This window comes from Marinobacter sp. 2_MG-2023, assembly GCF_030546935.1.
Classification (GTDB): domain Bacteria; phylum Pseudomonadota; class Gammaproteobacteria; order Pseudomonadales; family Oleiphilaceae; genus Marinobacter.
Genome location: NZ_JAUOPH010000005.1, coordinates 23,220 through 36,338, shown reverse-complemented (window position 1 = coordinate 36,338; position 13,119 = coordinate 23,220). Strand labels below are relative to the sequence as shown.

Genomic DNA, 13,119 nt, shown 5'->3' with positions numbered 1-13,119 from the left:
TACCTGACGGTTCATCTCTGTGTTATCAATGCTCACGTGCACTATCCAGGTAGTCACAAACAATTCTGGTGGCCTCAAGCAATCTGGGCGTAGGCCGTGAAATGGGTGAGGCCGGCACAAAAAAGAGATTCTTCTTTTTCACGGCGGTCAGCTCCGAATACTGCTTCCAGCTATCCAGCTGACCATCACTGACACCCTCAACACTTCCAGTGAGAATGGCGTGGGGATCGGCCTGCAGCACAACCTCAGAACTGATTCGGGGAACCAGCCGCGGCATTTCGCCGAATACATTTACACCACCACACAACTGAAGCACCTTACCAATCAGGTGATCGTTGTTGATGGTCATCAAAGGCTGCTCCCAGACCTGATAGAAAACAGGTATTGGTTCTGCATTACGGTACTGCTCTGACAAAGCGGCAATACCCACGCGAAAACGCTCGGCTTCAGCCAGGCCCGCCTGTTCAGTTCCCGCCAGGGTGGCAAGCCGTTCAATAACACTGGAAACCCCTTCGAAAGTGCGAGGCTCGATCGCAAACATGGGAATACCCAATTCTCCTAGCAGCTCAATCTGTGCCGGTGGGTTTCCTGTTACCCAAGTGACAACCAGGTCTGGCTTGAGCGCGAGCAGCGCCTCCATATCCACCCGGGTGTGGCTGCCAACCAAGGGCAATTTGAGAGCTTCCGGGGGGTAATCGCTGTAATTAACGACCGCAACCACCTTGGCACCGGCACCGGCCGCAAATGTCAGCTCCGTCGCCCCCGGAGACAAAGTGATTATGCGCTGAGCAGGGGCAGGGAGGCAGAGTTCCTTGCCCATGTCATCAATAGCGCATCGTTGTACCTCGCCGGCCGACAGAGTCTGCACAACGAACACGATCAAAAAGCCCAGTGCAACTCTGATACTCTGCCGGTGAACACTCACACACATACTCCTGCCTTCGAGGTTTACTGTATGTCGTAACGAACCGACAGCATGGCTGTTCGACCTGCAGCGATGTATTTCCGACCATCAAAATATCTGGCGGTCGAGTATTCCTTATCCAGCACATTGGCGAGCGTCAGGCGGGTATTCCAGTTGGGTGCGAAATCCCAGCCGGCGCGCAGGTCAATAGTTCCAAACCCGGCCAGTCGGTCTGTATTGGCGGCATCATCATAGCGATGTCCTTCGGCGACCACAGAGCCGCCAAACGCAAAGTTATTGACGGCCTTGTCCAGGTCAATACGGGCCGATTGTTTGGTGCGGCGGGCCAGTTGGTTGCCGGTATCACGGTCTTCAGGGTCCATATAAGTGAGTGCCACCGCTGCACGCCAGCCGTTATATTCATAACCGCCGCCAAACTCTGCTCCACGAATTCTCGCCTCATCCACGTTCACCCGTGTATCAACACCCCCGATCTGCCCGGAACCAATCAGGTTGTCGACATCCATCTGATACAAGGCAAGATCCCAAAACCATCGTTGATAGTTACCGCTGGCACCAAGCTCATAGCTTTCGGACTCCTCCGGCTCCAGGTCGGGATTGCCCTGGTAATTGAATGACAGAGGCCAGTAGAGGTCATTAAATGTGGGGGCCCTGAACGCGGTGCCATAGCTCGCACGCAGGCGATGAGATCGGTCCATTTTATAACCGAGCGCCACCCCTCCGGTTTCATTGGTTCCGTAGGCTTCATTGTCGTCGCCGCGAAGGCTCAGCTGCGCATCCACCGGGCCAAAATTCAGACGCAACTGGCTGAACAGTGCCGTATTTGTTCTCGAGGTTTCACTATAGTTTTGTGAACTGCTAACTTCATCCTGCTGCAGCTCAGCGCCTACAACCAGCTCATGGACATCGAAAGAAAAGGTATTATCCCACCGGGCCTCTCGCAATCGGGTGTTATAGGTGCTTTCACCATAGGTGCTGAACGACTCCGATTCATCGCGGGATTCCGCGAACTGAATACCCATTTGCCAGCTTTCACTCAGCGGTGTCATCAGCCCAAGACCAATAGTGCGGATCATGTAATCAATGTTGCCGCCCTCGTACTCGGTGTTCCCTTCAGATTGCAGCAGCATGATGCTCGCTTCACCGCCGTTATCCAGAGCGTGCACTACCCGGCCAAGCCCGGCGGTATTGCGAAAACCCTTGTCTTCGCCGTTTTCAACAATCGCTGTGCCGTCGCTTTCCTTATGCAGGCCGCTCAGGCTGAAGCGTGTATTGCCGACCGAAGCAGAAGCACCGGCACTGACCTTTTGGGTATCAAAGTTTCCTGCACCCGCCTCAACCCAGCCTCGCTTACCCTGTTCGGGATCCAGTGTGAACGCCTGCACCACACCACCCATGGCATCTGCTCCATAGAGCGAGCTGCGGGGGCCCCGCACAATTTCCACTCGTTCAATGAGCTCTGTGGGGAAATACTGCCATGGCGCACCGCCGCCCGTTGCAGAATGCAGTTTCACGCCATCAACAAGTAAAACGGTACCGGCATTCTGGACGCCACGGGTATACACACTTGTTGTCTTTCCGAAAGAACCGTTACCGGTCACGCTGATGCCTGGCTGAGCGCGCAGCAGATCGGAAAACTCGGCAGGAGCTTTGGACCGAATTTCTTCTTCATCAACCACGGTAACGGAGGCAAGACTCTCGCCGACCGTCCTGGGGCCAAGGGTTGCTGTGACAACAATCGGATCTAACTGAGAAGACTGGGTTTCTTGCGCAACCGCAATCGAGAGGGGACTAAATGCAAAAGGGAATACCAGAACACTGGCAACTGACAGGGAAACTTTCATTAAATGCACTCACAGACTCGCCACGCGCACCCGCATGGCCAATTGTTAGGTGCTCTGCAAAGGGGGGAGCTAATTCTGGCAGATGACCAGAGTGAAGCTTTTCTAAGGTGGGGAAATCCCGTAAAACAGGCCGGTGTTTACCCACCGTAACTGCCCTCCGCAGCGCTCGGTGTGTTTACAGGCCGGTCTCCGGACTCGTGAGTTTATACAACCGAGCAGCGTAACCTTCCCATGCTTGCGCACAGTGGCATCTCTCTTCGCCGCTCTCTCACTTACCGTTGCGGGGGCAGTGCCGGACTTTAACCGGCTTCCCGTTTCACTGCGGCAGCGACGATGATTGCGCTACAACAGCACCTACAAACGAGCTCAAAGGCTAACAACGCGTTAATGTCTGGTCAATGACTAATCTCAGGTACTGACCGCAAGAGCGCCCATGAGTTGTCTCAATTGTTTCTCATTGGCAAGCGCGCCAAACCGGAGCATCCCCGGTTGGTCAAGAACCCGGACCAGCACCGCCTGTGCAGCCAGTTGATCTGCCAGGATCACTGGATTGTCTGCACGAACCGTCTGAAACAGAACGGTGCCACCCACAAGAGTGAGCCTGGCTTCCTGCAGCACTTCCCTCAGCCTACCCATATTCTGTTGCAAGCTGACGCGCGCCTTGTTTTGCCAGCCTCTATCCCGCAAGGCCTGGCGCATCACATACCGCGCCGGGCCACTAAGAGCCCAGGGTCCAAGTGCCTGCCTCAGGTTGCCCGCAATCCAGTCATCCGCAAGAACAAAACCCGCCCGTACCCCCGCCAGGCCAAAAAACTTTCCAAGCGAACGAAGAACGATCAAACCCGGCCGTCCGGCCTGGGTACAGAGACTGAACGCCGGCGTGGCATCCATAAATGCCTCATCGACAACCAGCCAGCCACCTCGCTTTTGCAACCGCTGGTGCCAGCGTAGCAATGTGGAGGGAGGAATAATTTTTCCGGTAGGGTTATTGGGATTAATCCAGACCAGTACGTCGACCTGGTCAAGCCAGCGATCATCGCAACCTGAAAGGCCACAGCGGGTCTGTTCGGGCCCGATGGGTATGGTCGTATGACCGGCGTTGCGCCAGTTATACCCGTGCTCACGGTAACCAGGTTCGGGAATGCCGACACGGCAGGGGTTACGCAATCCCGGTAAAGCCATAATAGCCGCCTGGCTGCCAGGCACTGGCACGCAGGCTGCTGAGGGCGACGCACCAGACCACTCGCGGATAACTTCCTCCAGCCCGTCATCGGCTTCGGGCAGCCTTTGCCACACCTCAGCCGGTATGTCAGGCACTGGCCAGCCAACCGGGTTTATGCCGGTGGACAAATCAAGCCACTCTGAACGGGGAATGCCCCAGCGTTTTGCGGCTTCGTTCAACCGCCCACCGTGGTCTAACACCATTTTACCCACACCACTAAAAAGACAAGCACTGTAGCGGCGAGCAAAATACCAAGCCAGAGCCAGATACCGTGGCTCACCAATTTGATGGCTGACTCAACGCTTGCCGGGCTCGCGTCTTGCCCACCGCCCAGAATCGGGCGTTGTTTCATGCCACCCGGATAGGGTGATGGTCCGCCAAGCCGGACATTCAGTGCCCCAGCGCCCGCAGCCATAACGGGTCCCGCATTGGGGCTATCCCATTGTGGCGCCTGATTGCGCCAGCACCACCAGGCCAGCTTACGATTGCCCAACACCGTATACGTGAAGGCTGTCAGCCTTGCCGGAACCCATCCCATCACGTCATCCAGTCGCGCGGCCGCCCGACCAAAATACAGAAACCGCGGGTTGCGATATCCCCACATGGCATCCAGCGTATTCACCATTCGATGCATGACAACACCGGGAATTCCCGCAACAACAAACCAGAACAGGCTGGCAAACACTGCATCTGCCCCATTCTCCAGCATGGACTCAGTGGCTGCGGCGGCTACACCTTGTTCATCAAGTGCGCTTGCCTGCCGGCTGACAATGCGGCTGACCTGCTCACGTGCTCCGGCAAGATCGCCCTCATGCAGTGGCTCGGCTACCGCCCGGCCATGCTCAGCCAGCCCGCGAAGCGACATAGCCAGCCAGAGCGCGCCTGCCTGAGCCAGCAAAAGCAACAAACCATCTAGTACCACGGTCGCCCAGACCGCCAGGCACAACACCGGCCCCGTTAGCACAAGCACCGCTAAACAGCCTGCCCACAGGCTACGACGGGGTGTGCCGGGTGTGACATTAAGCGTCTTTTCAACAACCGCCGCCAGGCGCCCGAACCCGACAACCGGGTGCAGGCGGCGAGGCTCGCCCAGCATACGGTCAAGAGCAAGAGCCAACACACAGACTACGAAAGGAGCAAACAACACAGATTTTCCAGGGACAAAGAGAAGGTTAAGCCCTCAAGCCTACCTCATTGCACCCGGTCGGAGTATCATCCGACACCTTACTCCAATGAACCCAAGCCCCGCTAACCGTAAGCAGACCCTGATTTACGGTACTTTGATGCATAAAGGTATGTGTAATGTCGTTTCCCAGCAGTTGGACCACCCCTCCCCGGCAACCCGAGGCGCGTTTCTTTGAGCAGGCCGCACAGCGGCAAAGCATGCTAACCAAGCCCGCCGGTTCACTGGGCAAGCTGGAAAACGCGGCGATTCAGCTCGCCGGCCTTCAGGGCACAGCCACTCCAGCGCTTGATCGTGTCCAGATCAGCGTGTTTGCAGGCGATCACGGTATCTGTGAGGAGGGAGTTTCAGCATATCCTCAGGCGGTTACGGCACAAATGATTGCCAACTTTGCCCGTGGTGGCGCCGCCATCAGTGTGCTGGCAAAATCGCTGGGCGCGGAGCTCGAAGTTGTCAATCTTGGCACAGTCTCGGACGTGCCTCCCGGTTTACCCGGTGTGATAGATGCTCACATTGCGCCTTGTACTCGTAACTTTTCGGTAATCGATGCAATGACTGCTGAGCAGGCCAGCGCCGCCCTGAACCACGGTGACGCCACGGCACAAAGAGCTGCAGATAACGGCTGCCAACTGTTTATTGGTGGTGAAATGGGCATAGGGAATACGGCTTCGGCAACGGCCGTTGCCTGCGCGCTGATGGAAAAGAACCCGATGAAGCTGACCGGGCCAGGTACGGGTCTGGATTTGGCCGGTGTCCGTCACAAAGCTGAAGTCATCATCCTTGCTATTCAACGCCACGATAACGATGACGATGGCCAGGATGCGATCGCTGTACTCAAAGCTTTTGGTGGTTTTGAGATTGCAGCTTTGGCGGGTGCCATCGCCGGATGCGCGGCGCGATCTATTCCAGTGTTGATAGATGGCTACATTGCTTCGGTTGCCGCTTTGGTTGCGGTCAACCAGCAACCCGGCGTCCGTTCATGGCTGCTATTCGCCCACCGCTCTGCCGAACCCGGCCACCAGGCTGTTCTGGATGCTCTGAAGGCGGAGCCCCTGCTTGATCTCGGAATGCGCCTTGGCGAAGGTAGCGGAGCTGCCGTTGCCGTTCCTCTTCTGAGAATTGCCTGTGAGCTGCACAACAACATGGCCAGCTTTGCAGACGCTGGGGTCAGCGATAAAGAGCAGCAATAAAAAGGACAGTCACTATGGTTGATAGCACAACGGTATTCGACCTCCTTCGCCACGGCGAACCCGAGGGCGGCCCCATGTACCGTGGTAGCAAAGACGACCCCCTGAGCGACACTGGATGGGCGCAAATGCGCGGCGCCATTACCGGAGCCGACCGCTGGGATGCAGTTCTCACCTCACCCATGCAGCGCTGCGCTCACTTTGCACGGGAACTGGCGAACCGCCTGCAGATCCCACTGCACACTGACGAACGCCTCCGGGAAATCAGTTTCGGGGAATGGGAAGGCCGCACCGCAGATGAAGTAATGGCCAGCGATGGAGAGAAGCTCAGCCAGTTCTGGGCTAACCCGGTTACCAACACACCCCCGGGTGGTGAGCGGGTAACGGACTTCAACGAGCGTGTTGTAGAGTGCTGGCACCACTGGCAGCAGGCGCTTGCCGGCCAGAACATTCTGATTGTTTGCCACGGTGGCGTGATACGGATGATCGTTGCTGACGCTATGAACATTCCGCTGGAACATGCGTTCTCCGGGCTGACGACGCCTTATGCCTGTCGCAGCAGGATTCAGGTCAACACCTCGGTCCACGGGCGGTTTCAGAGCCTCGTGGCACACGGAGTCTTCACGGCTTTAAAACCATAGGCAAGCCAGCGATACTCATCACCACCTTGCCACTCAGCGTTGCCAGCGCCTGATTCAACCAACCCAGCTCGTCAGCAAAGCGGCGAGTAAGTGGGTCCATCCCGATAGTGCCCAATCCGACTTCGTTACTGACGATCACCAGGTCACCGGGATAGCTGCTCACCTGTTCCAAAAACGCTGTCCTCTCCCGGGCAAATGTTTCCGCTCCCGCGTGCAGCAGGTTGCTTACCCAAAGACTCATGCAGTCCACCAGGAGGCAGGGCGCGTCAGGGGCTTGTGCATGGCGGCCAAGAACCCCGGCCAGGGCCAGAGGCTCCTCCTCCAGTCCCCAGGCAGGCGGGCGCTGTTGCTGGTGACGTTGAATACGCGCCCGCATTTCCTCGTCGCCCGCAGTTGCTGTAGCAAGGTACACCACCGTGCTATCTGAGTCGGACGCCAACTTCTCTGCAAGTGCAGTCTTACCGGAACGGATGCCGCCAAGAACCAGGGTATGCATGTTCGCGTGTTTCTCTTAGAGCCAAAAAAGAATGCTAACCGGTGACTGCGCCGCAAAGCAAAAGCGCCCCACAGGCAAGACCATGACCTGACCCGCGCCGAAGTGACTGACCGGCACCAGACCAGCCTTGAGATGATACCGTCTTTTGACTGAGGCTCCACCGCCCAACCTCGGGTTTCTGCTATAGTTTTGCGAAGGCATTTTCTATTCCACCTGGGAGACCGCATGCAGCCTGAACTGATCGACATCCGTAACCACCTTGTCCAGCATTCGCCGTTTGACGACATGCCGGAGGAGCTGGTCAATCAGCTCACGGCCAGTATTGAAATCAGCTATGTACGTGCGGGGACCCAGATACTGGAAACCGGGCAGGCCAGCACCTACATGTATTATGTGCGCAGCGGTGCTGTGGAAATTTTTCGCCGGTCCGGTGAGCTCTATAACCGAATAGGGGAAGGGGAGATCTTCGGCCAGTTCGGCCTGCTGATGCAGCGGAAGGTGCGGTTCCCGGCAAAGGCACTGGAAGATACCCTGCTTTACCGCATTCCAGCGGATACCTTTCATTATCTGTTTGAAAACGACGAAAACTTTGCAGACTTTGTGGAAATTGAAGATCGCAGCCGCTTGCGCTCTGCACTCTCGCGCAGAGAGAAATCCAACGAACTGATGACGTCCCGCGTAACCCGCCTGATTTCCAGAAAAACCGTGTCTGCCCCAACAACCGTGCGACTGCAGGAAGCTGCGCGCATAATGACAGATAACGGTGTATCGGCTCTGCTGTTAATGGATGGCGAGGGTGAAAACGCGCGCCTGGCGGGCATCATCACTGACCGTGATCTTCGTACCCGGGCCGTGACCGAAGCGCTTCCCTCAGAAACACCGATCAGCGAAATCATGTCTGAAGGGCTGATTACCATACGTGCCAGTAGCTATATTTTTGAAGCCATGCTGACCATGTTGCATAACAATGTGCACCATCTCCCGGTGGTGGACGGCCATGAAGTGCGTGGTGTGGTAGCGCTTGCGGACATTGTGAAGTACGAAAGCCAAAGCAGCCTGTACCTGGTAAGTAATATCTACCACCAGCAGCATGTAAAAGGCCTGAAAAAGATCAGCCATGATGTACGTGACAGCTTCGTTCGCATGGTGAATGAAGATGCCAACTCGCACATGATTGGCAGCGCCATGGCCGGCATTGGGCGCAGCTTTACTCAACGCCTGCTGGAGTTGGGCGAGGAAGAACTGGGCCCACCACCCATCCCGTATTGCTTCATGGCACTGGGTTCCATGGCGAGGGACGAGCAGCTGGTGGTAACAGACCAGGACAATGCCATGATTCTTGACGACAGTTTCGTGCCGGAAGAGCACGATGAGTACTTTCTGGCGCTGGCGAAGTTTGTGTCCGATGGTCTGGCGGAGTGCGGCTATACCTACTGCACCGGAGATATCATGGCCACCAACCCGAAATGGCGCCAGCCATTGAAGGTTTGGCGCAATTACTTTACTGACTGGATTGATAACCCCAAGGCAGAAGCCCTGCTCAACAGCAACATCTTCTTCGATCTGGACGGCATTCATGGCCATACGAAATTTGCTGAAGAGCTCAAAACTCTGGTTGCAGACAAGGCAAGCAAGAGCCAGCTTTTCCTGACCCTCATGGCGCGCAATGCACTCAACCGAACACCGCCGCTAGGCTTTTTCCGCACGTTTGTGCTCGAGGAAGACGGCAAGCATCAGAAGACCTTCAACCTGAAGCGTCGGGGCACAGCTCCACTGTCTGACCTTATCCGAATTCACGCTCTGGCCTGTGGATCCCGGGCACAGAATTCCTTTGAGCGGCTGAAAAGTATCAGCAAAACCAAACTTATTGTTGAAGACGATCTGGGCAACCTGCGAGACGCACTGGAGTTTATCTCTATTGTTCGTATTCGCCATCAGGCGCTGTCGCTGGAGGCAGGCGAAGAACCGGATAACAACGTGAGACCAGAAGACCTGTCGCCATTTGAGCGCAGCCATCTTAAGGATGCTTTCCAGGTTGTCAGCAACGCCCAGAAGTTTTTAAGGTTCCGTTACAACACCCAGGTGGCACGGCATGTCTGAAGTGCCAACCGTGCCCGATGAGATCAAACGCCTGCCGTGGCCGGCGCAATACCATGCCCTGGCAAACCGTGCCAAGGCAAGCGTACTGAAGGCTTTTTACGAAGCCGGCTGTGTGTCTCCCGACACACATGTCTCGGAAGTACCCTTGGTGGCGCTGGACTTTGAAACCACCGGCCTAGACCCGGAAGGACACTCTATTGTCAGTATTGGGCTGGTGCCCTTTACGCTGGATGCCATTGACCTTAGCCAGGCCAGGCACTGGGTTGTCTGCCCCAGATTACCATTACACCAGGTGTCGGTTACCTTTCATGGCATCACCCACGCCGACATAGAAGAAGCACCGGACCTGTCAGAGATACTTGATGACGTCTTTGCCAGCCTGAATGGCCGTATTCCCGTGGTACATTTCCGCCATATTGAACGGCCGTTCCTGAATGTCGCGCTGCAGTACCGCCTGAATGAAGGCATACGTTTTCCGGTAATCGATACCATGGCCATTGAAGCGCACCTGCACCCGAACCGGCAGCCTTCATTCTTCAAACGTCTGATTGGTGAAAAACCGATATCTATTCGCCTGGCCGACAGCAGGACGCGTTATGGGCTGCCTCATTACGCTGCCCATAACGCGCTGATTGATGCCATTGCCACGGCGGAACTGCTGCAGGCCCAGATACGTCATCACTTCAGCCCGCAAACGCCTATTGGCGATTTGTGGCTCTGAGGCCCCGAATCTGCCAGGCTTATTGCTCGCCCTTCACCTGAGCAATCCAGTCACCGTAGCCTGCTTCAGCCATGTCTTCCAAAGGGATGAATTTCATTGCGGCTGAATTCATGCAATAGCGCAGACCGGTGGGCGCCGGGCCATCGTTGAACACGTGGCCCAGGTGCGAATCGGCAAAGCGACTGCGTATCTCGGTACGCGTCATGAAGAACTTGGTATCATCCTTTTCCACGACCATGTCTGAGCTCAGCGGGCGGGTAAAGCTCGGCCAGCCGGTTCCGGACTTATACTTGTCACGGGAGGAAAACAGCGGTTCGCCCGATACAATATCCACGTAAATGCCCGGGCGTTTGTTATCCCAGTAGGGATTATTGAACGCTCGCTCGGTGCCGTCGTTCTGCGTTATTTCATACTGCGTATTGGTCAAACGCTGTTTCAGGGTCTCTGCATCCGGCTTGACGAAGGTTTGCGGATCAAAGCCTTTCATCCCTGCCTGCTCTCCCTCTGCCATACCAGCGTTATCGTCAGCTTTGGCCGCTGGCTTGAACTGACTGAAGTCGAGCTCGTAATCCTCACCATACACATCTTCAATGAACTGATAACGGCCGGAATTGAACGTGTAGATCTTGTAGCGCACCGGATTTTTCTTGTAGTAATCCTGGTGATACCCCTCAGCCGCATAGAAAGTCTTCAATGGCGTAATTTCGATCACCACCGGGTTTTCGTATACACCTGAGGCCTGCAGTTCTTTTTTAGCCGCTTCTGCCATACGCTCCTGTTCAGCGTTGTGGTAGAAAATCGCAGGGCGATACTGCTTCCCACGGTCGACAAACTGACCATTTGCATCCGTCGGGTTCATCATCCGCCAGAGGCCTTGCAGCAAACCCTCGTAAGTGATTTCTTTCGGGTCATAGTAAACCTGCACCGCTTCGGTGTGCCCCGTGCTGCCTGAAGCGACCTGCTGATAGCTTGGATCGGACTCATCTCCCCCTGCATATCCAGAGACAGCCTCCACCACGCCTGGAATCTTTTCGTAACCAGCTTCCACACACCAGAAACAACCCCCGGCGAAGGTGGCGACTTTCAGGCCAGGGTCTGAAGGCGCGTATTCGTTGGTGGCAACCGCGGTCTTTTCGGCTGTGGCAACGGCGGCATAGAAAGCGCCGGTAACCGCAACAAGCAGCGCGGTGACCATAGCGAGTATTTTTCGGTTCATAACAACTCTCCTGACAGAAATAACATAAGCCATGCTATCGCCGTGATTTCACCAAAACGTTCCTTAATTCTTACGAATCTATAACGCCGTGGATTCTTTTGCCGTCGAATCTGCCAAAGGCAGCCAGAAACTGAACCTGGCGCCGGCCCCCGGCTGACTTTCAACAGAGACTTTCCCTCGCTGCAATTCCGCCATCCGGCGGGCAATAGCAAGGCCCAGCCCGGCATGTCCGTTACGGATGGCACCAGGCGCCTGATAGAACGGATCAAAAACATGCTCAATGTCCGCTGAGGCAATGCCTTCCCCGCCATCACGAACACAGATTTCGACACCATCGCTATCTGCCGACACACTCAGTTCGACCTTGGCGTCCTTCGGTGAGTGATCAATCGCGTTACCTATCAGATTATCCAGAACCCGCTCGGTCATGGCGATATCTGCGAGTACCATCGCAGGTTGCACGCTAACAATACTCAGGGTAACGCCCGCCTGTTCTGCCTTCGGCCGGTGCTTTTGCACTACATCGTGCAGAAGTTCCGCCGGCATGAACGGCTCCGCAAAGGGTTGCCGCTCACGAGCATCCAAAGCTGCCAGTTCAAAAAGTTCGTCCACAAGCTTGCTGAGACGCAAAGTTTCAGCCAACGCCACATTCAGAAAACGCCGGCGTTCCTCAGGGCTCAGCTCCTGCTGTTTCATACCCAGCGTTTCCAGATACCCCTGAATGGATGCCAAAGGAGTGCGTAAATCGTGGGACACCTGGGCCACCAGTTGGCGGCGCTGGTGATCTTTGTCTTTCAGCAACTCCAGTTGGCCGGCAATGCGGGCAGCCATCTGATCAAACCTGGCAGCCAAATAATCCACGTCATCCCCGGCAACACCGTTGTCCTCTGCGTCACCAGTATTCATGGCCCCTTTTGCTTCCGCTTCAAAAGCCTCCACACGAGCGGTCAGCCGGGACAGACGTCGTGTAAGCAGTCGAAAGAATACCAGCCCCGCCAGCAACCCCACGAAAAGGCTGATTCCCAGAGCGCCACCGCCCATCTGCATGAGACGATCACTGTGGACCATGCTTTCTACGAAATCATATTCTTCACCCCGAAGCACAACATACAGATAACCCGTGGGATTCTCCGCATTGGGTACCGGGGTTACAGAAAAGACTTTGCGTCGATCATGGCTTCGCGGGTCGTCGCCTTGCAGAGGGTAAGCTTGCGGATTTTCCAGGAGCCTGTGAATAGGCTCCAAAGATACGTGCTTACGCTTGATTTTGGCCGGGTTGGCAGAATAGGAAAGAATGAGCCCTTCCTGGTCCAGCAAATAGATTTCGATGCTGGGATTGATGGTCATATAGAGTTCAAACAGGCGCTCCAGCTCGCTATGATTAATCCTGCCGCCGGTAACCAGGTTGCGATCAGAAACCAGATGGCTGGCCAGGTCGCGGTTGAGCGCCTGGTTCACCGCCGCGCTATACTCCCGCACCGAGTAAAGACTCAGCACGGTAAATAGTCCGCCAACAGTCACGAGCAGCAGGAACAGGCCGAGGGCCAGCCGTGCATACAGGGTTTGAAACAGGGGGCGTGCCAT

Annotated in this window: 11 protein-coding genes and 1 riboswitch; of the genes, 4 read left to right on the top strand and 7 right to left on the bottom strand. The window is 55.9% G+C overall.

What is annotated here, in order from left to right; translation table 11 throughout:
• Positions 1–25: 25 nt before the first annotated feature.
• The 4 genes from Q4501_RS13975 to cbiB all read right to left on the bottom strand — a co-directional run bounded on the left by Q4501_RS13975 (position 26) and on the right by cbiB (position 5,138).
• Positions 26–925 carry a cobalamin-binding protein gene (locus Q4501_RS13975; protein ID WP_303596880.1) on the bottom strand — a complete coding sequence of 300 codons (900 nt, stop codon included), beginning with the start codon at positions 923–925 and terminating at the stop codon, positions 26–28.
• 23 nt (positions 926–948) lie between these two features.
• Positions 949–2,769, bottom strand: a complete 1,821-nt coding sequence (locus tag Q4501_RS13970) for a TonB-dependent receptor (RefSeq protein WP_303596879.1) — start codon at positions 2,767–2,769, stop codon at positions 949–951.
• A 162-nt stretch (positions 2,770–2,931) separates the two neighbouring features.
• Positions 2,932–3,142: riboswitch (cobalamin riboswitch) on the bottom strand.
• A gap of 35 nt (positions 3,143–3,177) precedes the next feature.
• Complete coding sequence (cobD, locus tag Q4501_RS13965; protein ID WP_303596878.1) at positions 3,178–4,194, bottom strand: threonine-phosphate decarboxylase CobD; 1,017 nt, start codon at positions 4,192–4,194, stop codon at positions 3,178–3,180.
• Positions 4,185–5,138 carry an adenosylcobinamide-phosphate synthase CbiB gene (cbiB, locus tag Q4501_RS13960; RefSeq protein WP_303596877.1) on the bottom strand — a complete coding sequence of 318 codons (954 nt, stop codon included), beginning with the start codon at positions 5,136–5,138 and terminating at the stop codon, positions 4,185–4,187. Before cbiB ends, cobD begins: the two co-directional genes overlap by 10 nt.
• Before the next feature lie 155 nt (positions 5,139–5,293).
• Here cbiB and cobT point away from each other — a divergent pair, with 155 nt between their 5' ends.
• Positions 5,294–6,364 (top strand): nicotinate-nucleotide--dimethylbenzimidazole phosphoribosyltransferase, encoded by a 1,071-nt coding sequence (cobT, locus tag Q4501_RS13955; protein ID WP_303596876.1) that lies wholly within the window; start codon positions 5,294–5,296, stop codon positions 6,362–6,364.
• Between the two features lie 14 nt (positions 6,365–6,378).
• The gene (locus Q4501_RS13950) at positions 6,379–7,002 is read left to right on the top strand and encodes a histidine phosphatase family protein (RefSeq protein ID WP_303596875.1); all 624 of its coding nucleotides are present in this window, start codon (positions 6,379–6,381) and stop codon (positions 7,000–7,002) included.
• On the opposite strand, the gene cobU is transcribed toward Q4501_RS13950, so the two are convergent.
• The gene (cobU, locus tag Q4501_RS13945) at positions 6,983–7,498 is read right to left on the bottom strand and encodes a bifunctional adenosylcobinamide kinase/adenosylcobinamide-phosphate guanylyltransferase (protein ID WP_303596874.1); all 516 of its coding nucleotides are present in this window, start codon (positions 7,496–7,498) and stop codon (positions 6,983–6,985) included. The two genes, Q4501_RS13950 and cobU, sit on opposite strands and share 20 nt — an antisense overlap.
• A 225-nt stretch (positions 7,499–7,723) precedes the next feature.
• Here cobU and Q4501_RS13940 point away from each other — a divergent pair, with 225 nt between their 5' ends.
• On the top strand, positions 7,724–9,598 hold the full coding sequence (locus tag Q4501_RS13940) for a DUF294 nucleotidyltransferase-like domain-containing protein (RefSeq protein WP_303596873.1): 1,875 nt from the start codon (positions 7,724–7,726) through the stop codon (positions 9,596–9,598).
• A complete protein-coding gene (locus tag Q4501_RS13935; protein WP_303596872.1) occupies positions 9,591–10,319 on the top strand; it encodes a 3'-5' exonuclease in 729 nt (242 codons plus the stop codon). Before Q4501_RS13940 ends, Q4501_RS13935 begins: the two co-directional genes overlap by 8 nt.
• A 19-nt stretch (positions 10,320–10,338) precedes the next feature.
• On the opposite strand, the gene msrB is transcribed toward Q4501_RS13935, so the two are convergent.
• Positions 10,339–11,535, bottom strand: coding sequence for a peptide-methionine (R)-S-oxide reductase MsrB (gene msrB, locus Q4501_RS13930; RefSeq protein ID WP_303596871.1), 1,197 nt, complete (start codon positions 11,533–11,535; stop codon positions 10,339–10,341).
• 78 nt (positions 11,536–11,613) lie between these two features.
• The gene (locus tag Q4501_RS13925; protein WP_303596870.1) at positions 11,614–13,119 is read right to left on the bottom strand and encodes an ATP-binding protein; all 1,506 of its coding nucleotides are present in this window, start codon (positions 13,117–13,119) and stop codon (positions 11,614–11,616) included.